Genomic DNA, 20,769 nt, shown 5'->3' with positions numbered 1-20,769 from the left:
AACGCACAGACCCTAGCGGGATCACCAGCCGCCCATGATGTGGCAATACCCACACGTCGAACCGTCTCTGTTGTCCGGTCCCTCCTTGGCCCGGCACGGTCGGATAGGCCAGGATCGGATCTCATGGACCTGCTGAACACGCTGCTGGACAAGGGGCTTCGGCGCGAGCTGCCGACCCGCGACGAGGCCCTGGCCGTGCTGGCCACCTCCGACGACGAACTCCTCGATGTGGTGGCCGCGGCCGGCAAGGTACGCCGCCAGTGGTTCGGCCGACGGGTGAAGCTCAACTACCTCGTCAACCTCAAGTCGGGTCTGTGCCCCGAGGACTGCTCCTACTGCTCGCAGCGGCTCGGCTCGAAGGCCGAGATCCTCAAGTACACCTGGCTGAAGCCCGACCAGGCCTCCGAGGCCGCGGCGGCCGGGCTGGCGGGCGGCGCCAAGCGGGTGTGCCTGGTGGCGAGCGGACGCGGTCCCACCGACCGTGACGTCGACCGGGTCTCGGACACCATCAAGGCGATCAAGGACCAGAACGAGGGCGTCGAGGTGTGCGCGTGCCTCGGACTCCTCTCGGACGGCCAGGCCGAGCGGCTGCGCGACGCGGGGGCGGACGCCTACAACCACAACCTCAACACGTCCGAGGGGACGTACGGGGACATCACCACCACCCACACGTACGCCGACCGCGTGGACACGGTCCGCAGGGCGCACGCGGCGGGTCTGTCCGCCTGCTCCGGTCTGATCGCGGGCATGGGCGAGAGCGACGAGGACCTCGTCGACGTCGTCTACGCGCTGCGGGCCCTCGACCCGGACTCGGTCCCGGTCAACTTCCTGATCCCCTTCGAGGGCACCCCGCTCGCCAAGGAGTGGAACCTCACCCCGCAGCGGTGTCTGCGCATCCTCGCGATGGTCCGGTTCGTCTGCCCGGACGTCGAGGTGCGCATCGCGGGCGGGCGCGAGGTCCATCTCCGTACGATGCAGCCCCTCGCCCTGCACCTCGCCAACTCGATCTTCCTCGGCGACTACCTCACCAGTGAGGGCCAGGCGGGCAAGGCGGACCTGGACATGATCGCGGACGCCGGTTTCGAGGTGGAGGGCACGGGCGAGGTGACGCTCCCGGAGCACCGGGCCACCGCGCACGCCGGCTGCGGCTCGCACACTGACACCGAGGCCGGTACGGGGTGCGGTTCGCACGGGGGCGGCGGTTGCGGACCCTGCGGCTCGACCGCACAGGAGACGGCTCCCGAGGAGCTGGTCCAGGAGGCCGTGCGGAACTCCGAGGCGCGTACGGACCTGGTCTCGGTACGCCGTCGGGGCGCCGGAACGGATCTCGCACCCAATGCCTGATCTGCCCCCGTCCCCCGGCCCTGCCGTGCGTGAGCTGCTCGAACTCGACCGGCGGCACGTCTGGCACCCGTACGGACCGATGCCCGGTCGGCAGGAACCGCTCGTCGTGGAGTCGGCGAGCGGGGTGCGGCTGCGGTTGGCCGACGACGGTGGCGGTGGGGGTGGCGACGAGCTGATCGACGGCATGTCGTCCTGGTGGTCCGCGATCCACGGCTACAACCACCCGGCCCTCAACGAGGCGGCCCGCGACCAGCTCGGCCGGATGAGCCATGTGATGTTCGGCGGGCTCACGCACGAACCGGCCGTGCGACTGGCGAAGCGCCTTGTCGACATGTCTCCGGAAGGACTTGAGCACGTCTTCCTGGCCGACTCCGGCTCCGTGTCCGTCGAGGTCGCCGTCAAGATGTGCCTCCAGCACTGGCGTTCGCTCGGCCGCCCCGGCAAGCAGCGACTGCTGACCTGGCGCGGCGGCTATCACGGCGACACCTGGCAGCCGATGTCGGTGTGCGACCCCGAGGGCGGGATGCACGAGCTGTGGCAGGGCGTGCTCCAGCGCCAGGTCTTCGCCGACGCGCCACCGGTCGCGTACGAGGAGGCGTACGCCGATCACTTGCGTGCGCTGATCGAACGGCACGCGGACGAGCTGGCAGCGGTGATCGTCGAGCCGGTGGTGCAGGGCGCGGGCGGGATGCGGTTCCACTCCCCCGCGTATCTGCGGGTGCTGCGCGAGGCGTGCGACGCCCACGACGTGCTGCTCGTGTTCGACGAGATCGCGACGGGCTTCGGGCGCACCGGGGCGCTGTTCGCGGCGGACCACGCGGGCGTGACGCCGGACGTGATGTGCGTCGGCAAGGCGCTGACCGGCGGGTATCTGACGATGGCGGCGACGCTGTGCACCTCGCGGGTCGCGGAAGGCATCTCGCGGGGCGAGGTGCCGGTACTCGCCCACGGCCCGACCTTCATGGGCAACCCCCTCGCCGCCGCCGTGGCGTGTGCCTCGATCGACCTCCTCCTCGGCCAGGACTGGCAGACCGAGGTCAAACGGATCGAGACGGGGCTGCGGGACGGGCTGGCGCCGGCGGCGGAACTGCCCGGCGTCCGGGACGTACGCGTCCTCGGTGCCATCGGGGTCGTGCAGCTGGACCACGAGATCGACATGGCGGCGGCGACCCGGGCGGCGGTGCGCGAAGGCGTGTGGCTGCGTCCCTTCCGGGACCTCGTCTACACGATGCCGCCGTACGTCACCGGTGACGCCGATCTGGCGCGGATCACGGCCGCCGCGTGCGCGGCGGCGCGAGAGGGCTGAGATGACGGTACTGGTGATCACGGGGACCGGCACGGAGGTCGGGAAGACCGTCGCCACGGCCGCGGTGGCCGCGGCGGCCGTCGCGGCCGGGCGGTCGGTGGCCGTACTCAAGCCCGCGCAGACAGGTGTGCTGCCGGGCGAACCCGGCGATGCCGAGGAAGTGGCGCGGCTCGCCGGTGCGGTCACGGCCGTCGAACTCGCCCGCTATCCCGAGCCGTTGGCGCCCGGAACGGCCGCCCGGCGGGCCGGTCTCGCGCCGGTGCGGCCCGAACAGGTGGCGGAGGCCGCGGCCGAGCTGGCCACCGAGCACGACCTCGTGCTGGTGGAAGGGGCGGGCGGGCTGCTCGTCCGGTTCGACGACGCGGGCGGGACGCTCGCGGACGCCGCGCGGCTGTTGGGGGCCCCTGTGGTGGTGGTTGCCTCCGCCGGGCTCGGAACGCTCAACACGACGGAGCTGACCGCGCGGGAACTTCGTTCCCGGGGGCTCGATCTGCTCGGTGTGGTCATCGGCAGCTGGCCGGACGAACCGGATCTGGCGTCGCGATGCAACGTCCTCGATCTTCCTGTCGTGGCGGGTGCGCCGTTGCTGGGCGCGTTGCCGGAGGGGGTTGGGCGGGGGCCGGCTGCGGAGTTCCCCGGGGCGGTGGGGAGTTGGCTGGGGCCGGGGCTGGGCGGTACGTGGGACGCGGACGTGTTCGCGGCCGCGCACGCGGGGGCCGTCTGAGCGGGATGGGCTCGGGCCGGTGGTGGGGTGCGGGCCGTGTGTGGCCGACCGCGCAGTTCCCCGCGCCCCTGAAGGACCGGGCTGGGCGCCACGTTCCTGTGCGGCCCAAAGCCAAAAGATTGCGCCGTTCCCCGCGCCCCTAAGAGCAAAGACAAAAGATCGCGCCGTTCCCCGCGCCCCTAAAAGCCAAAGACGAAAAGACTGCGCCGTTCCCCGCGCCCCTGAGTGGGACGGGGCGCAGCCCCTCCCCGAGGGGCGCGGGGAACTGCGCGGCCCACCCCCACCGGCCCGCAGACGAACGCGGTTTTCAGGGGCGCGGGGAACGGCGCGAGCAACCCCCACCGGCCCGCAGACGAACGCGGTTTTCAGGGGCGCGGGGAACGGCGCGAGCAACCCCCACCGGCCCGCGGACGAACGACGTCTTCAGGGGCGCGGGGAACTGCGCGAACGGCCCCACCGGCCCGCGGTCGGTGCGTTCACTCCTCCGGGGTCAGGAGTCTCACCAGTTCGATCCGGGATCGTATGCCCAGGCGGTTGAAGACCCCGCGCAGGTGATGGTCGATGGTCCGCGGACTGAGCAGCAGCCGAGCAGCGATCTCCCGGTTGGTCGCCCCCTCCGCCGCCATCCGCGCCACCGTGAGCTGCTGCGCGGTCAGCAGACCGGCCATGCCCGCTGAGCCGGCCGAAGACCGGACAGGCGCACCCAGCGCCCGCAACTCCGCCCGCGCCTGAGCCGCACAGTGCGGCGCCCCGAAGTGTTCGAAGGCCTCCAGCGCACTGTGCAGCCGGTCCCGCGCCTCCGTCCGCCGCCGCAGCCGCCGCAGCGCACCGCCGAACAGCAGCTCCGTACGGGCCCGTTCGAAGTCCCGGGTGCCGCCCGCGTGGAGGTCGAGAGCCGTCCGGTAGTGGTCGGCGGCCTCGTGCCCGGTCGTCAGCAGGGCCCGGCAGCGGGCGCTCAGCGCGAGGTCGTCCGCGCTGCGCACGACATGGGCCCAGCGGTCGTAGTCGGCGTGGGCGCTGCGCGCGACGCGCGTGTCGCCGGTGCGGACGGCGGCCTCCACGTAGTGCGGGGTGGCGAGATGGCGGACGGCCCGGTGCCCGTGCCCGGGGCCGAATCCGGCGAGCGCGCGCAGCCGGGACGCGGCTGCCGCGTAACGGCCCGTGCCGAGGTCGAGGAAGGCGAGCGCCCACAGGGCCAGCGCGGCGGGCAGCCCGAGGCCGTGCTCCAGGGCGTGCGCGCGGGCCATCTCGGCGCGCGCCCGGCAGAGTTCCTCGTCCCCGGCGACGGCCGCGAACATGGCGAGGGCCGCCTGGAGGTGGCAGGCGCCGTTGTCCTGCCCGGTGGCGTACGCCTGTCGCAGGGCCTCCAGCGTGGCGGCCCCGGCGGATCGCGGGCGTCCCGTCCAGAACTCGGCGTACGCCCGGAACTCCATGGCCTGCGGAACGGTCGCGGGCTCGCCCAGGGCGCGGGCCGAGGCGGCGGCCCGGACGGCCGCGGACGCCGCGCGGGTGTGGTCGCCGAGGAGCAGCGCGGCGATGGAGGAGTGGATCAGCGCGGTGGGGTCGCCGCCGGGTCCGCAGCGTCCGGCGGCCGCTCGCAGCAGGTCGCGGGCGTCCTCGTACCGGCCTTCGAACGCCGCGGTCAGTCCGCCGAGCGTGCCGGGCACGGCGATGCCGAGCCGGGCGGCGACGGCGGCGGCCTCCCGGCAGCGGCGCAGGTCACCGGTGTAGATGGCGGCTTCGGTGGCACGTGCCACCAGGTGCGCTGCAGTGCCGGCGTCCCGTTCCCCGTCACGTTGTCCACCGCGCGTCCCGTCACGTTGCCCGCCGCCCGTCCCGTCACGTTCCCCGCCGCGCGCCGCGCCCCGCTCCGCCGCCGTGAGCAGCGCGTCGAACGCCTCCGTGGCGTTCTCCGCGCGTAGAGCGAGCACTCCGCTCAGGCCGTCGACGTCGACGTCTCCGTGGGCGGCCAGGCGGCGGGCCCGGTCGCCGTCGCCGGAGCGCCAGGCGTCGGCGGCGGCCCGGGCCAGCAGGCGCGGGCGTTCGCGCGGGTCCGGGGTCAGGGCTGCCGCCCGTTCGAGGAGCCCGCAGGCCAGGGCGTGTTCGCCGGCGGCGCGCGCTTCGTGGGCCGAGGCGCGCAGTTCCGCCGCGAGGCGCCGGCTGGGGCCGAGCGCGGCGGCGGCCCGGTGCCAGGACCGCCGGGGCGCCTCGCCCTCGCCGCGCAGGACCCGGGCGAGCAGGCGGTGCGTCTCGCGCCGGTCGACGGCGGACGCCGTCTCGTAGGCGGCGATACGGGTCCAGGGGTCCCGGAACACGACACCCTCGGAGGTCGTACGGGCGAGCCCGGCCGCCTCTGCGTCGTCGAGGGGACCGGTGTCCAACCGGGCGGCGGCGAGCGCCCGTTGGTAGGCGCGCGCGGCGAACGGGTGCTGGTCGGCGGCGGCGATCAGGAGCAGGCGCCGGGTGGCCGGGGCGAGCGAGCGGAGTTCGGGGCGGCGGGCGCGCAGCAGGCCCGGTACCGCACCGACGAGGTCCGCCGGAAGCGGGTCCAGACCGGCGCGTTGGCGCTCGCCGAGGACGGCCGCGAGTTCCGCCGCGGCGAGGGGATCACCGTGCGCGGCGCACAGCACCCTGACCCGGACGCCCTCGGACAACGGCGTTCGCGTGGGGGGCCGCGAGGCGTTGTCCGGTTGTTGCGGGACGTTCATCAGGGGCGGTGGCGAAGGGTGCGGGAGAGGCGGGGGGTTCACCGAGGTCACCACGCCAGTTACGTTACTGGCGAGTTAAGTGGTGCGTAAAGACCGGCGATTACACCGATGCGGCGCGCGTAGACCCCACCGGACACTCCTGCCGAACCCACCCCCGTCAGGAGGCGTCATGACCCGCCGCATTCGCACTGCCGGCACGGTCTTCGCAGCCGCGCTCGCGTCGCTGCTCATGTTCCTGTTCCTGCCCGCTTCCCCGGCCCACGCGGCACCCACAATCCCGTCGTCTTCGTACACGGACTCAGCAGTTCGTCGAGCAGCTGGGACGACTGGGTCGCCGACTTCGAGGCCGACGGCTACACGAGTGCCGAGCTCCACTCCTGGTCGTACGACTGGGGCCGGTCGAACGTCACGACCGCCCAGCAACTGGCCACCGCTGAGATGTACACGGGCAGTTCGTTCCTGACGTCGCTCAACACGGGGGACGAGACACCCGGCGGTGTCTCCTACGCCAGTTACTGGTCGAACTGCGACGACGCCCTGACCCCCGACACCAGCGCGATCCTCAGCGGCGCCACCAATGTAGAGGTCGGATGCGTCTCGCACACCGACATGAACAACGACTACGGCGTCTATGAGCAGGTGCGGGACTTCATCGCCTGACGTCCCACGCGTGCGTCCGCGTCCGTCCCGTGGCCCCGCCCGACCGGGGCCGCGGGGCAGGCACCGGGCGTCCGCGGGGCGGGCCGCGGCGGCAATGCGCGGTGACGGACGGGTGAGCGCGGTCCTTCGGGGGGACAATCGCGGTAGGTCCACGCCCCAGGGGGAGGCCTCATGCGATCGCGCGGCTCCAGCACCGCCCAGACCGGCGCGCTGTCCACGACTCCGGTGCACCATCCGCTGTTCGCCCGCTTCTACGCCCGGCTCAGCGTGGCTGCGGAGCCGACGATCGGTGTCCACCGCGAGGAACTGCTCGCCGGACTCTCCGGCCGGGTCATCGAGATCGGCGCGGGCAACGGACTGAACTTCGCCCACTATCCGAGCACGGTCTCGGAGGTCGTCGCGATCGAACCCGAGCGCCGGCTGCGGCAGCTGGCCGTGACCGCGGCGCTCCGTTCCGACGTACCCGTCGACGTGGTGCCGGGGGTCGCGGAGGCCCTGCCGGTCAAGAGCGAGGCGTTCGACGGGGCCGTGGTCTCCCTGGTGCTGTGCAGCGTACGAGATCTGCCGCGGGCCCTGGCCGAGATCCACCGCGTGCTGCGTCCGGGCGGTGAGCTGCGCTTCTTCGAGCACGGCAGTGGCGGTGGCCGGGCGATGGCGGCCGGCCAGCGCCTCCTCGACCGTACGGTGTGGCCCCCGCTGTTCGGCGGCTGCCATGTGGGCCGGGACCCGGTCGGCGCGATCCGGGACGCGGGGTACGAACTCGGCCCTCACCGGCGGCTGCTGGTGCCCGAGAGGGGGCCGCGCACGCCCAGCTCGTACTGCGTGCTGGGCACCGCTCGCCGCCCGTCCGCCTCCTGAAACCATGTCCCGGCGGATAGGGCTCAAAGAGTCCACTGGCGCAGCTCGCGCGCGATGTCCTGGACCGTGGCCTCGCCCGTCTTGACCAGTCTGGCCAGGTCGCGGACCTGCTCGGGCGAGGTGACGACCTTCAGGCCGCTGGCGACGAGGTAGGCGTACGCGACGGCCATCGCGTACATCGCGTTGGAGCGCTCCAGCGCCGGGACGTGCAGCAGCACCTGGAGCAGTGCGGCGGCACGGGCGTGCGGGCTGTCGTACACGGGGACGCCGAAGATCTCGGCCTCGTGGCGGCCGACCGCGGCGACGAGGGCACCCCAGTCGACGACCTGCGGGTCCCCCGGTGTCTTGTGCTCGGCGACCATGAGGAGCCAGGCGAGGTCGACTCTGATGTTCAGTGGTTCGTTCAAGGGCTCAGCGATGACCTTCCCGGTCCGCACCCCGGTCCGTACCCCGGTTCGCGCTCCGGTCCGCCGCCCGGTCCGTGCCGAACTCCTCGGTGAAGACGGACTCGTACTGCTTCATGAAGTCGGCGGCGGCCTCGACGAAGGTGTGGCCGGCTTCCCCGGTGTCCTGTCTGACCAATTCCTCGATGTAGCGGTTGACGCTCACCCCGCGGGCCAGGGCGCGTTCACGCGCGGCCCGGGCGGTGCCCTCGTCCACGCGCACGTTCAGCTGGGTCTTAGCCATGCTTCGAAGCTAGCGCCGAAACGCTAGCAAGGGCAAGAGGGGCCGAGGGTGGCCGATCCTCCGGGCACCCCTTAAGGGTGCCCCTTACATGGACCCTGAGAGGACCGACCTGCGGCGGAGAACACCCGGCACTTCGGGGGGATACCGGGTGTGCCCCGTATCACACTAGGCTCGCCCGCGGACACCGGAGTCCGACCACGGGGAGGCGGCCTTGTCCACAGCAGCTGCGGAGCACGCCCTCGGGCGCACGGGCGCCGAGGAGTCGGCGGCCCGTGCCCGAGGTCTGACGAAGGCGTACGGGTCGGGTGAGACGGCCGTGCTCGCCCTCGACTCGGTCGACGTGGACATCGCGCGGGGCCGCTTCACGGCGGTCATGGGTCCCTCGGGATCCGGGAAGTCCACCCTGATGCACTGCCTGGCGGGGCTGGACTCCGTCTCGGCCGGCCAGGTGTGGCTGGGCGACACCGAGATCACCGGGCTCAAGGACCGCGAGCTGACCCGGCTGCGGCGGGACCGTATCGGCTTCATGTTCCAGTCGTTCAACCTGATCCCGACGCTGAACGCGGCGGAGAACATCACCCTGCCGATGGACATCGCGGGCCAGAAGCCCGACGAGAAGTGGCTGAACCAGGTCATCGACCAGCTGGGTCTGCGCGACCGCCTCAAGCACCGGCCCGCGCAACTCTCCGGCGGTCAGCAGCAGCGGGTGGCCTGCGCCAGGGCGCTCGCCTCGCGTCCCGAGCTGATCTTCGCGGACGAGCCGACCGGGAACCTCGACTCGCGCGCCGGCCTGGAGGTGCTCGGCTTCCTGCGGGACGCCGTCGACGAGCTGGGCCAGACCGTGGTCATGGTCACCCACGATCCCGGCGCGGCGGCCCACGCCGACCTGGTCCTCTTCCTCGGGGACGGGCGGATCGTGGACGAGATGGCCCGGCCGACGGCGGACGCGGTACTGGAGCGCATGAAGAGGTTCGACACGATCCGCGGGGCCTCGGAGTCCGAGGGGGACTCCGGGCCCGGCCTCGATTCCGGGCGCGGGTCGGAGCCCGAGCGCGGGTCCGATTCCGGGCGCGGGTCCGAGCCCGAGCGCGGGTCCGAGCCCGAGCGTAGGTCCGAGCCCGAGCGTAGGTCCGAGCCCGAGCGCGTATCCGACCCCTCCTCCGGATCCGACCGTACGAGCGTCCCCGAACAGGGCGGCGACCAGAGCAGCGACCACAAGAGCGTTCCAGACCAGGGCATCGCCCCCGACAGGGACTGAGGCAGGCCGTCGTGCTGAAGGCGACACTCCGGAGTTTCCTCGCCCACAAGGGCCGGCTGCTGCTCTCGGCGCTGGCCGTCGTCCTGTCCGTGGCGTTCGTCGCGGGCAGCCTCATCTTCTCGGACACCGTCAGCCGGACCTTCGACCGGCTCTTCGCGTCCACCTCGGCCGACGTCACCCTGAGCCCTAAGGAGGATCTGGAGTCCCAGATACCCTCCGGGGCCGTCGAGACGGTGCCCACGAGCCTCGTGGACCGCATCTCGAAGATCGACGGGGTCGCCCTCGCCCGGCCGGACGTCTCCGTCGAGAACGTCACCGTCGTCGACAAGGACAACGAGTCGGTGGGCCCGACCACGGGCGCGCCCACCATCGCCGCCGACTGGTACGTCACCGACCGCAGCCCCGTGAAACTGACCTCGGGGCACGCCCCCCGCGGCCCCGGCGAGGCACTCATCGACGCGGACACCGCCGACAAGAAGAACGTGGGCATCGGTGATCCGCTGACGGTGATCGCGCAGCCGGGGTCGTTCAAGGTGGAGGTCGTCGGCATCGCGACCTTCAAGACCACCAACCCGGGCGCCGCACTCGTCTTCGTCGACCCGGCCGTCGCGCCGGACAAGCTGCTGGGCCGGGACGGGGTCGCCACCAGCATCCAGGTGGACGCGGACCAGGGAGTGACCGACGCCCAGCTCAAGCGGCGTATCGCCACCGAACTCGGTTCGGGCAGGTACGAGTTGGAGACCGCGGACGAGCAGGCCGATTCGGCCGCTTCCCAGCTCGGCGGATTCCTCGACGTGATCAAGTACGTGATGCTCGGCTTCGCGGGTATCGCGGTGCTGGTCGGGGTCTTCCTGATCGTCAACACCTTCTCCATGCTGATCGCTCAACGCACCCGCGAACTGGGCCTGTTGCGCGCGCTCGGCGCCGACCGGCGGCAGGTGCGCCGGTCCGTGCTCACGGAGGCGGTCCTGCTCGGCCTGGTGGGCTCGACGCTCGGCCTTGCCACCGGCATCGCCCTCGCCTACGGGCTGATCAAGCTCATGAGTGTGTTCGGCATGAACCTGAAGACCACCGAGATGGTCGTCGGGTGGGGGACGCCCGTGGCGGCGTACGTCGTCGGGGTGGGCGTCACATTCGTCGCGGCGTACCTGCCGGCCCGCCGGGCGGCCACGGTGTCGCCGATGGCCGCGCTGGCGGACGCCGAGATCGCCGGCGTGGGGCGGCCGTTGCGGGTACGGGCCGTCGTGGGCGCGATCGTCGGCGCACTGGGCGCCGCCGCCCTCGTGGGCTGCGCGACCTCCACGGAGACCTCGTCCGCCGCCTCGCTGCTGGGCCTCGGTGTCGTCCTCACCCTCGTCGCGACGGTGATCGCGGGGCCGCTGCTCGTCCGTCCGGTGATCCGGGTCCTCGGCGGATTCTTCCCCGCCGTGTTCGGTTCGGTCGGCCGGATGAGCCAGCGCAACGCGCTGCGCAACCCGCGTCGCACGGGCGCCACCGCCGCCGCCCTGATGGTGGGCCTCGCCCTCGTCGGCGGAATGTCCGTGGCGAGCGCGTCCATGACCAAGTCCTTCGACGAGCAGATCGACAAGACGCTGGGCGCCGACTTCGTGGTGCAGAACGCCAACTTCATGCCGTTCCCGCAGGAGATCACCGAGAAGGTGATGGCCACGGAGGGTGCGGGGCTCGTCGTACGGCAGCGGTTCGCGCCGGTCGCCGTCCGGCTGCCGGACGGCAAGCGCGTCGAGACGACCGCGTCCGGCTACGACCCGGACCTCGACGACGTCGCCCGCATCACCTACGCCGAGGGGGACACGGCCGCGGCGCTCGCGGACGGGAACATCGCGATGGACGCCGGCTTCGCCGAGGACCACGACGTGCGGGTCGGCAGCACGATCCCCGTCGAGTTCCCCGGCGGACGGAAGACGGAGCTGAAGGTCGCCGCGCTGACCGACCAGGACGCCGCGGAGGGCTTCGGCACACAGGGCGGGCTCTTCCTGGGCTTCGCCACCGTCGAGAAGTTCGTGCCGGGCGGCCAGGACTCCGCGCTGTACGTGAACGCGGCCTCCGGCACCTCCGACGGCGCCCTGCGCGCCGCCCTGGACAAGACGCTCGACCCGTATCCGCAGGTGCAGGTACGTGACCTGGCGGACTACAAGAAGCTGATCCACGACCAGATCGCCGTGCTGCTGTACCTCGTGTACGCGCTGCTGGGGCTCGCGATCGTCATCGCGGTGCTCGGCGTGGTCAACACCCTCGCCCTGTCCGTCGTGGAGCGCACCCGCGAGATCGGGCTGCTGCGCGCGATCGGTCTCGGCCGCCGGCAGCTGCGCCGGATGATCCGGCTGGAGTCGGTGGTGATCGCCGTGTTCGGCGCGGTCCTGGGGCTCGCGCTCGGTCTCGTGTGGGGCGTGTGCGTGCAGCAGGTGCTCGCCCTGCAGGGGATGGAGGCGTTCGCGGTCCCGTGGACCACGCTGGTCGCGGTCGTGGTGGGCTCGGCCGTCGTGGGCATCGTGGCGGCCCTGCTCCCGGCGCTGCGCGCGTCCCGCATGAACGTGCTCGCAGCCATCGCGCACGAGTGACCGGCCCGGGGCGGGTGACCCCGTCCCGGAATCTGTCCGGATCGACGCGGTCGGATCGATGTCGCCGGATCGACGCATCCGGATCGATGTGTCCGGATCACTGTGTCGGGATCACGGTGTCGGGATCAAGGTGTCCGGATCGTGGAATTCGGTGTCCATGTGCGGCGCCCGTGATGGGATCGGCGTATGAGTGATCTTCGGATACGGGCCGCCGTGCCCGACGACCTCGACGCCGTCCTCGCCTTCTGGCGGACCGCCGCCGAGGGCACCAGCATCAGCGACGACCGGGACGGTGTGGAGCGGCTGGTCGTCCGCGACCCCGAGGCGCTGATCCTCGCCGAGCGGGACGGGGAACTGGTGGGCACGGTCATCGCCGGTTTCGACGGCTGGCGCTGCCATCTGTACCGGCTCGCGGTGGACCCGGCCCGGCGCCGCCAGGGCATCGGCTCGGCGCTCCTGACCGCGGCCGAGGAACGGTTCGTACGGCTCGGCGGGCGCCGCGGCGACGCGATGGTGCTGGCACGCAACGAAACCGCGCACCATGCCTGGCGCGCCGCGGGGTATGCGCCCGAAGAGCACTGGCGGCGTTGGGTCAAGCCGCTGGTCGAGTGACACGCCCCCCAGGAAACCCCCAGGAAAGGTGTGAGCGTCCGCCCATGCGCGAGTCCCCCGACATCCGGCGCCCCGGCGTCCCACCGCGTCGACATCGCGCGCTTCCTCCGTACCTGCCTGATCATGGGACGGAGGTGACCCGATGACAGAAGTGCTCCTGCTGGCCGTGGCCGTACTGCTCTCGCTGGCCTGCGGCGCCTTCGTCGCGGCCGAGTTCTCACTGACCACCGTCGAACGCAGTCAGCTGGAACGGGCCGTCGAGCGCGGCGAGGTCGGCGCGGCGGGCGCCCTCAGGGCCGTCAAGAACCTCACCTTCCAGCTCTCCGGCGCCCAGCTCGGCATCACCGTCACCAACCTGGTCGTCGGCATGCTCGCCGAGTCGTCCGTCGCGAAGCTGATCGCCGGGCCCCTCGAAGCGGCCGGGGTGCCGGGTTCGGCGACCCCGTCGGTCGCGCTGGTGATCGGTACGGCCCTGTCGACCGTCTTCCTGATGGTCGTCGGCGAGCTGGTGCCCAAGAACTGGGCGATCTCCTCGCCGCTCGCCGTGGCGAAACGGGTGGCGACCCCGCAGCGCTGGTTCAGCGCGGTGTTCCGGCCGTTCATCTCCCACCTCAACAACACCGCCAACCGGGTCGTACGCCGCTTCGGCATCGAGCCCGCCGAGGAGCTGGCCTCCGCGCGCGGACCGCAGGAACTGGTCGCCCTGGCCCGGCACTCCGCGAAACTGGGCGCCCTGGAGGCGGACACCGCCGAACTGTTCGTCCGCACACTGAACCTCGCCGACCTCACCGCGGAGAACGTCATGACACCGCGGGTCCAGGTCGTCTCCCTGGACGTCCAGGCGACCTGCGAGGACGTGGCGAACGCGACCCGGGCGACCGGTCTCTCGCGCTTCCCCGTCCACCGCGGCAACCTCGACTCGGTCGTGGGGGTCGCGCACATCAAGGACGTCATCGGCGTGCCGGCCGACCGCAGGGCCCGTACGACCGTGTCACAGGTCATGCGCGAGCCTCTGCTCGTACCGGAGACGCTGACCGTCGAACGGCTCCTCGACCGGCTGTCCGGCAGGCGCACGATGGCCGTCGTCATCGACGAGTACGGGGGCACCGCCGGGGTCGCCACCCTGGAGGACATCGTCGAGGAGGTCGTCGGTGAGGTGCGCGACGAGCACGACCCGCACGAGACACCCGACCTGGCCCCGGCCGGTACGGATGAGGAGGGCCGCACGCTGTACTCCGCCGACGGGTCCGTACGCACCGACCGGCTCGCCCGCGTCGGACTGCGCGCGCCCGACGGCCCGTACGAGACGCTCGCGGGCCTCATGGCGACGGAGCTGGGCCGCATCCCCGTCGAGGGGGACACGGCCGAGGTCGCCGGATGGCGGCTCGACGTGGTGGACGCGACGGGGCGGCGGGCCGCGCGGGTGCTGATGCACGCGCCGGGCGGCGGGGACACCCGCACCGAGGGAACCGGGCCCCGGACATCCGGACCGGAAGAGGCCGGACCGGGAGAAGCCGGAACCGAAGAGGCCGGAACCGAAGGAGGGCTGGGTCGATGACGGCCGTACAACTGCTGATCGGTCTGGCGACCCTCGTCGTGAACGCCTTCTTCGTGGCGGCCGAGTTCGCGCTGATCTCGGTACGTCGCAGCCAGATCGAACCGTACGCCGAGGCCGGGGACCGGCGGGCGCGTGGGGTGATCTGGGGGCTTGAGCACGTGTCCGCGCTGATGGCCGCCGCGCAGCTCGGCATCACGCTGTGCACGCTGGTCCTGGGCGTGGTCGCCGAACCCGCGATCGCGCATCTGCTGGAGCCGGCCTTCCACGCGATGGGGCTGTCGACCGGCACGGGGCACGCGATCTCGTTCGTGATCGCGCTCGCCGCGGCCACGTATCTGCACATGCTGCTCGGCGAGATGGTGCCGAAGAACATCGCGCTGGCCGAACCGGTGCGCACGGCCCTGCTCCTCGGGCCGCCGCTGGTCGCCCTGTCCCGGGCGCTGCGGCCGGTGATCTTCACGGTGAACGCGTTCGCCAACTGGCTGCTGAAGCTGCTGCGCGTGGAGATCCGGGACGAGGTGTCCGCGACCTTCTCCGACACGGAGCTGGCCCGCCTGGTGAAGGACTCCAGTGAGGCGGGGCTCATCGACGACCGCGCCCAGGAGCGACTGCACGACGCCCTGGAACTGGGGCGGCGGCCGGTACGGGACGTGGTGCTGCCGCGGGAAAGTGTGGTCTACGCGCGCGTGGGCGTCACTCCCGAGCAGCTGGAGGCCCTGTCCGCCGAGTCCGGGTTCTCCCGCTTCCCCGTCGTCGACGACGGGCTGCGAATCGTCGGCTACCTCCACGTCAAGGACGCCCTGGACGCGATGCCCCGCGACCTGCCGTTCCAGGTGCGGGACATGCGTTCCATCGCCCGGGTCCGGGAGAACACGCCGCTCGACGACGTCCTGACGGCGATGCGGCGCGGCCGTACGCATCTGGCGGCGGTCCTCGGCGAGGACGGGCGGCTGGCCGGGATGGTGACGATGGAGGACGTACTGAGGGAGCTGTTCGGCCAGTCGGCGTGAACACGGCGCTGCCGGGCGCGGGTGCCGGTCCCGGTCCCGGTGCCGGTGTCGGTGCCGGTGTCGGTGCCGGTGTCGGTGCCGGTGCCGGTCCCCGGCGGTGGCGCGGGGCGTGGGGTCATGGCGCACGGCAGACCAGTGGGTATGTGCACGCGCTATCATTTCTTCCGCCATGCAGACGAATGCCACTTTCACCAGCCTTGTCGCGGTCGGCGACTCCTTCACCGAGGGCATGTCGGACCGCCTTCCCGACGGTACGTACCGGGGCTGGGCCGATCTCCTCGCGGCCCGGATGGCCGCGCAGACGCCCGGCTTCCGCTACGCCAACCTGGCAGTGCGCGGCAAGCTCATCGGACAGATCGTCGCCGAGCAGGTGGACGCCGCGGTGGCGATGCAGCCCGACGTGATCACGCTGGTCGGCGGCCTCAACGACACCCTGCGGCCCAAGGTCGACATGGTGCGCGTGCGCGGGCTCCTGGAGGAGGCCGTGGAGCGGCTGGCCCCGGCCTGCAAGCAGCTCGTCCTGATGCGCAGCCCCGGCCGCCAGGGCCCGGTCATGGAGCGGTTCCGCCCCCGGATGGAGGAGCTGTTCGTCTGCATCGACGAGCTCGCGTCCCGCCACGGCGCGCTCGTGGTCGACCTCTACGGAGCGCAGTCGCTGGGCGACCCCCGCATGTGGGACGTGGACCGGCTGCATCTGACGGGCGAGGGGCACCGCCGGGTCGCCGAAGCGGTGTGGCAGGCGCTCGGGCACGCGGCGGAGGACGCCGAGTGGGGCACCCCGATGCCGCCCTCGGTCCCGCCCGGCTGGGTCGCCCGCCGGGCCGCCGACGCGCGCTTCGCCCGCCAGTACCTACTGCCGTGGATCGGCCGCAGGCTGACCGGCCGCTCGTCGGGCGACGGCCGTGCGCCCAAACGCCCGGAACTGCTGCCGTACGAGGAGTACAAGGGGGCGGTGGAGCGGGGGCACCGGCCGGGGGCCTGAGGGTTTCGTAGGTTCCGACAAAGCGGCCCGTGGCACTGGCCTGCAGGAACCGCCAGTAGAATCCGTTTACGTGACTGCGCCCGCAAAGCCCCGTATCCCGAACGTCCTCGCCGGCCGCTATGCCTCGGCCGAGCTCGCCACCCTGTGGTCCCCCGAGCAGAAGGTGAAGCTGGAGCGTCAGCTGTGGCTCGCCGTGCTGCGGGCCCAGAAGGACCTCGGGATCGAGGTGCCCGACGCCGCGCTCGCCGACTACGAGCGGGTCCTCGACCAGGTCGACCTGGCCTCGATCGCCGAGCGCGAGAAGGTCACGCGGCACGACGTGAAGGCGCGGATCGAGGAGTTCAACGACCTCGCCGGGCACGAGCACGTCCACAAGGGCATGACGTCCCGCGACCTCACCGAGAACGTCGAGCAGCTGCAGATCCGGCTCTCCCTTGAGCTGGTACGTGACCGCACGGTGGCCGTCCTCGCGCGCCTCGGCCGGCTCGCGGGCGAGTACGGGGAGCTGGTCATCGCGGGCCGCTCGCACAACGTGGCCGCGCAGGCGACCACCCTCGGCAAGCGGTTCGCGACCGCCGCCGACGAACTGCTCGTCGCGCACGGCCGGGTCGAGGAACTGCTCGCCCGCTACCCGCTGCGCGGCATCAAGGGCCCGGTGGGCACGGCGCAGGACATGCTCGACCTGCTGGGCGGGGACGCGGCGAAGCTCGCCGACCTGGAGCAGCGGATCGCCGGGCACCTCGGCTTCTCGCAGGCGTTCACCTCGGTGGGCCAGGTCTACCCGCGCTCGCTGGACTACGAGGTGGTGACCTCGCTGGTGCAGATCGCCGCGGCCCCTTCGTCGACCGCCAAGACGATCCGGCTGATGGCCGGGCACGAGCTGGTGACCGAGGGCTTCAAGCCGGGCCAGGTCGGCTCCTCGGCGATGCCGCACAAGATGAACACCCGCTCCTGCGAGCGCGTCAACGGCCTGATGGTGATCCTGCGCGGCTACGCCTCGATGACGGGCGAGCTGGCGGGCGACCAGTGGAACGAGGGCGACGTGTCCTGCTCCGTGGTGCGCCGGGTCGCGCTGCCCGACGCGTTCTTCGCCCTTGACGGCCTGCTGGAGACCTTCCTCACCGTCCTCGACGAGTTCGGCGCGTTCCCGGCCGTGGTCGCGCGCGAGCTGGACCGCTACCTGCCGTTCCTCGCGACGACGAAGGTCCTGATGGGCGCCGTGCGCGCGGGTGTCGGCCGTGAGGTCGCGCACGAGGCCATCAAGGAGAACGCCGTCGCCTCCGCCCTCGCCATGCGCGAGCAGGGCACCGAGCGCAACGAACTGCTCGACAAGCTCGCCGCGGACGAGCGCATCCCGCTCGACCGCGCCCAGCTCGACGCGCTGATGGCCGACAAGCTGTCCTTCACGGGCGCCGCCGCCGACCAGGTGGCCGCGGTCGTCGCCCGCGTCGAGGAGATCCTGAAGCAGCACCCGGAGGCCGCGGGCTACACGCCGGGGGCGATCCTCTGACGCGGTTCACCCCCGCCGAACTGGAGGCCGCCCGCGACCGGCTCGTGCCGGATGTCGTCGCGGACGGTCTCCAGGTGCTGTTCTGCGGTATCAACCCCGGGCTGATGACGGCCGCGACGGGCCACCACTTCGCACGCCCCGGCAACCGCTTCTGGCCGGTCCTGCACCTGTCCGGCTTCACCCCGCGGCAGCTGAAGCCCTCGGAACAGGACGAGTTGCTGTCGTACGGGCTCGGCATCACCAATGTGGTGGCGCGGGCCAGCGCCCGGGCGGACGAGCTGAGCGCCGCCGAGTACCGGGAGGGCGGGCGGCTGCTCGCCGCCAAGGTCGAACGGCTGCGGCCACGATGGCTCGCGGTGGTGGGCGTGACCGCCTACCGTGCGGCCTTCGACGACCGCAAGGCCATGATCGGCCCGCAGGAGCGGACGTTCGGCACCACGCGCGTATGGGCCCTGCCCAACCCCAGCGGCCTGAACGCCCACTGGACGGCGAAGACGATGGCGGAGGAGTACGGGCGCTTGCGGGAGGCCAGCGCCGGCTAGGGGCGCGGTGCCGGCGCCCTTCAGGGGCGCGGGGAACTGCGCGACCAGCCCCCACCGGCCCGCAGACGAATCATCACGCTCCCATCGCGGCCAGCAGTCCGGTCAGGGCGGAGGCAACTCCGTCACCAGGGCCAGGAGTTGAAACTCCGACCCATCCACCGGCTCGGCGACCCCCACAGCCACCCACCGCCCCGTGCCGTCGGCCTCCCACAGGTCCACCCACCCCACGTAGGCACTGAGGTAGGCCCACGGCTTGGGTATCCGCTCCTCCGGATCCTCGGAGCGCAGAAAGACACCCGCCAGACTCCGCGGCTCCGCCGAACCCCACCGCTCCCCCAACCGCTGCGAGACGCCCTCTCTGTAGGCGGTGAACTGGTCCGCGATCTCCTCCCGCCCGCCCCGGTCACCCGTCCCGAAACCGTGCGTCGCCTCCAGTACCACCAGGTGGTAGCCGGGTCCCCCCGCGCCGACCTCCGACCAGCCGTGCGCCGCGGGGAAGTCGCGGACGCACAGCTCGTCGATCGTGGCGAGGTGTCGCTCAGTGGTCATGAAGTCCAGTAAAGCGGTCACCACTGACATGTGGCGGCTCGTCAGGTGACAACGCCGGTCCGGACTCACGCGACGGTCCGGACTCACGCGTCCCGACGCCGAACACCCCACCATCCGGCCAGAAGCGCGGCCGACGTCCACACCGCTGTCACCGCGAGCCCCGCCCACGGCCCGAGCAGGCCGTCCCAGGTCTCGTGCAGGACCACCTGCCCCGCCCGGTCGGGCAGGAGGTCGGCGGCGTTCCCCGACATGTCGCCGACCACGAAGGAGACCAGCAGGAGGAAGGGGATGAGGATGCTGAGTGTGGTGACGCCGCTGCGCAGCAACGCGGTCAGGCCGGCCGCGAACAGTGCCATGAGGGCCAGATAGATCCCGCAGCCCACGACCGCGCGCAGCCCTTCGCCCCAGCTCAACCCGTCGGCCCGGTCACCGAGGAGGGCCTTGCCCACGGCGAGGGCCACGCATCCGGTGAGGAGGCCGACGGCCAGGGCGGGGACACCGACGGCCGTCATCTTCGCCGCGAACCACCGTCCGCGGCGGGGCACGGCGGTCAGCGAGACCCGCAGGGCACCTCCCTGGAACTCGGACGACATGGCCTGCGCGCCGAACGTGATCGCCGCGATCTGCCCGAAGTTGACGCCGAAGAACGCGGTGAACAGCGGGTCGAAGTCCCCGTCCGCGTCCCCCGAACTGTCCGCCCCGGCCAGCGCGGTGAAGGCCGCGGTGGCGAGGACGACGGCGGCCAGTCCCACGACGAGCGACCGCAGGGTGCGGATCTTGAGCCACTCCGAGTGGAGTACGGGTGCGAACGACACGGTCAGGCCTCCTGCGGCTGGGTCGGGGACGGGGTGGCGGGCAGGGCGGCGAACTCGGCCTCCGTGGCCGTCAGATCGAGGTAGGCCTGTTCCAGCGTGCCTTCCTCCGCCGCCAGTTCGAGGAGGGGCAGGCCGGCCCCCGAGACAAGGCGGCCGATGTCGTCCACGCGCGCGTGGTGCACGATCCACCGTTCGCCCCCGCCGCCTCCGCCGCCTCCTCCGGCGCTTCCCCCTTCGCCTCCACGTCCCCCTTCGCGTCCCCCTCCTTCGCCTTCGCCTGCTCCTTCGTTGCGCGCGGCCTCGTACCCGTGCCGTGCGAGCAGATCGCGAAGGGCCGCGCCGTCCGTGGTGCGTACCCGTACCCGGGGGTCCACGCGCGCCTCGACGAACTCCCGCATCGGCATGTCGGCGAGCAGCCGGCCGCGGCCCAGCACGACGAGGTGGTCGGCGAACGACGCGGTCTCGTGCATCAGGTGGCTGGAGACGAGCACGGTGCGGCCCTCGCGGGCGAGCCGGCGCAGCAACTCCCTGATCCAGATGATGCCTTCGGGATCGAGCCCGTTGGACGGCTCGTCGAGCAGGACCACCGGCGGGTCGCCCAGGAGGGCCGCGGCGATGCCCAGGCGCTGCCGCATGCCCAGGGAGTACGTCTTGACGCGGCGGCGGGCGACCGAGGCGAGGCCGGCCTCCGCCAGAACCTCGTCCACGCGGGTCTCGGGCAGGCGGTTGCTCGCCGCGAGCGCCCGCAGATGGTCCCGCGCGGTCCGCGAACCGTGCGCGGCCTGCGCTTCGAGCAGGGCGCCTACGTGACGCAACGGCTCCTCCAGCGTCGCGTACGCCTGCCCGCCGACGGTGGCGGTGCCGGAGGTGGGCCGGTCGAGGCCGAGCACGAGCCGCATGGTGGTGGACTTGCCCGCGCCGTTGGGGCCGAGGAATCCGGTGACCCGGCCCGGCTCGACGCGGAAGGTCAGCCGGTCCACGGCGCGGGTGGTGCCGTACTCCTTGGTGAGTTCTTGGACGTCGATGCTGGTCATGGCCCAAGGCTGGCCGCCGGGAGGGCTCGTGGT

General features: G+C 72.3%; 17 protein-coding genes and 2 pseudogenes. 13 read left to right on the top strand and 6 right to left on the bottom strand.

What is annotated here, in order from left to right:
- Positions 1-123 precede the first annotated feature (123 nt).
- From bioB to bioD, 3 genes are read left to right on the top strand one after another with little or no spacing between them, the layout of a single operon-like run.
- Complete coding sequence (bioB, locus tag C6Y14_RS23525; RefSeq protein ID WP_107018771.1) at positions 124-1,344, top strand: biotin synthase BioB; 1,221 nt, start codon at positions 124-126, stop codon at positions 1,342-1,344.
- Complete coding sequence (locus C6Y14_RS23520; protein ID WP_107018770.1) at positions 1,337-2,650, top strand: adenosylmethionine--8-amino-7-oxononanoate transaminase; 1,314 nt, start codon at positions 1,337-1,339, stop codon at positions 2,648-2,650. Before bioB ends, C6Y14_RS23520 begins: the two co-directional genes overlap by 8 nt.
- Position 2,651: 1 nt before the next feature.
- Complete coding sequence (gene bioD, locus C6Y14_RS23515; RefSeq protein ID WP_107018769.1) at positions 2,652-3,374, top strand: dethiobiotin synthase; 723 nt, start codon at positions 2,652-2,654, stop codon at positions 3,372-3,374.
- Between the two features lie 476 nt (positions 3,375-3,850).
- Here the strand turns inward: bioD and C6Y14_RS23510 are convergent, their stop codons facing one another.
- Positions 3,851-6,082, bottom strand: coding sequence for a helix-turn-helix transcriptional regulator (locus C6Y14_RS23510; RefSeq protein WP_107018925.1), 2,232 nt, complete (start codon positions 6,080-6,082; stop codon positions 3,851-3,853).
- 169 nt (positions 6,083-6,251) lie between these two features.
- On the opposite strand from C6Y14_RS23510, the pseudogene C6Y14_RS23505 reads away from it, so the two are divergent.
- Positions 6,252-6,742 (top strand): annotated as a pseudogene (locus tag C6Y14_RS23505) (esterase/lipase family protein).
- Between the two features lie 171 nt (positions 6,743-6,913).
- A complete protein-coding gene (locus C6Y14_RS23500; protein ID WP_107018768.1) occupies positions 6,914-7,600 on the top strand; it encodes a class I SAM-dependent methyltransferase in 687 nt (228 codons plus the stop codon).
- A 23-nt stretch (positions 7,601-7,623) separates the two neighbouring features.
- Here the strand turns inward: C6Y14_RS23500 and C6Y14_RS23495 are convergent, their stop codons facing one another.
- Positions 7,624-7,962 (bottom strand): fic family toxin-antitoxin system, toxin component, encoded by a 339-nt coding sequence (locus C6Y14_RS23495; RefSeq protein ID WP_107018924.1) that lies wholly within the window; start codon positions 7,960-7,962, stop codon positions 7,624-7,626.
- Between the two features lie 49 nt (positions 7,963-8,011).
- Positions 8,012-8,287, bottom strand: coding sequence for a toxin-antitoxin system HicB family antitoxin (locus C6Y14_RS23490; protein WP_107018767.1), 276 nt, complete (start codon positions 8,285-8,287; stop codon positions 8,012-8,014).
- Positions 8,288-8,498: 211 nt separating this feature from the next.
- Here C6Y14_RS23490 and C6Y14_RS23485 point away from each other — a divergent pair.
- The 8 genes and pseudogenes from C6Y14_RS23485 to mug all read left to right on the top strand — a co-directional run.
- Positions 8,499-9,299, top strand: a pseudogene (locus C6Y14_RS23485) (ABC transporter ATP-binding protein); the annotation flags it as partial.
- A gap of 257 nt (positions 9,300-9,556) precedes the next feature.
- Positions 9,557-12,124: an ABC transporter permease gene (locus C6Y14_RS23480; protein WP_107018766.1), complete on the top strand. Its 2,568-nt coding sequence runs from the start codon at positions 9,557-9,559 to the stop codon at positions 12,122-12,124.
- 186 nt (positions 12,125-12,310) lie between these two features.
- The gene (locus C6Y14_RS23475; protein ID WP_107018765.1) at positions 12,311-12,736 is read left to right on the top strand and encodes a GNAT family N-acetyltransferase; all 426 of its coding nucleotides are present in this window, start codon (positions 12,311-12,313) and stop codon (positions 12,734-12,736) included.
- A 142-nt stretch (positions 12,737-12,878) separates the two neighbouring features.
- Positions 12,879-14,294 (top strand): hemolysin family protein, encoded by a 1,416-nt coding sequence (locus C6Y14_RS23470; RefSeq protein WP_107018764.1) that lies wholly within the window; start codon positions 12,879-12,881, stop codon positions 14,292-14,294.
- Positions 14,291-15,304, top strand: coding sequence for a hemolysin family protein (locus C6Y14_RS23465; RefSeq protein WP_107018763.1), 1,014 nt, complete (start codon positions 14,291-14,293; stop codon positions 15,302-15,304). The genes C6Y14_RS23470 and C6Y14_RS23465 overlap by 4 nt, the downstream gene beginning before the upstream one ends.
- A 169-nt stretch (positions 15,305-15,473) precedes the next feature.
- Positions 15,474-16,286 carry an SGNH/GDSL hydrolase family protein gene (locus tag C6Y14_RS23460; protein WP_107018762.1) on the top strand — a complete coding sequence of 271 codons (813 nt, stop codon included), beginning with the start codon at positions 15,474-15,476 and terminating at the stop codon, positions 16,284-16,286.
- Between the two features lie 70 nt (positions 16,287-16,356).
- The gene (gene purB, locus C6Y14_RS23455) at positions 16,357-17,796 is read left to right on the top strand and encodes an adenylosuccinate lyase (protein ID WP_107018761.1); all 1,440 of its coding nucleotides are present in this window, start codon (positions 16,357-16,359) and stop codon (positions 17,794-17,796) included.
- Positions 17,793-18,338: a G/U mismatch-specific DNA glycosylase gene (gene mug, locus C6Y14_RS23450; protein ID WP_107018760.1), complete on the top strand. Its 546-nt coding sequence runs from the start codon at positions 17,793-17,795 to the stop codon at positions 18,336-18,338. The genes purB and mug overlap by 4 nt, the downstream gene beginning before the upstream one ends.
- Positions 18,339-18,440: 102 nt before the next feature.
- Here mug and C6Y14_RS23445 read toward each other — a convergent pair whose 3' ends face one another.
- From C6Y14_RS23445 to C6Y14_RS23435, 3 genes are all read right to left on the bottom strand, one after another.
- The gene (locus C6Y14_RS23445) at positions 18,441-18,887 is read right to left on the bottom strand and encodes a hypothetical protein (RefSeq protein WP_107018923.1); all 447 of its coding nucleotides are present in this window, start codon (positions 18,885-18,887) and stop codon (positions 18,441-18,443) included.
- Between the two features lie 83 nt (positions 18,888-18,970).
- On the bottom strand, positions 18,971-19,702 hold the full coding sequence (locus C6Y14_RS23440) for an ABC transporter permease subunit (protein ID WP_107018759.1): 732 nt from the start codon (positions 19,700-19,702) through the stop codon (positions 18,971-18,973).
- A 2-nt stretch (positions 19,703-19,704) separates the two neighbouring features.
- On the bottom strand, positions 19,705-20,736 hold the full coding sequence (locus C6Y14_RS23435) for an ABC transporter ATP-binding protein (protein ID WP_107018758.1): 1,032 nt from the start codon (positions 20,734-20,736) through the stop codon (positions 19,705-19,707).
- Positions 20,737-20,769 lie beyond the last annotated feature (33 nt).

This window comes from Streptomyces dioscori (assembly GCF_003024195.1).
GTDB lineage: Bacteria > Actinomycetota > Actinomycetes > Streptomycetales > Streptomycetaceae > Streptomyces > Streptomyces dioscori.
This window is presented reverse-complemented; position numbering and strand designations above follow the sequence as displayed.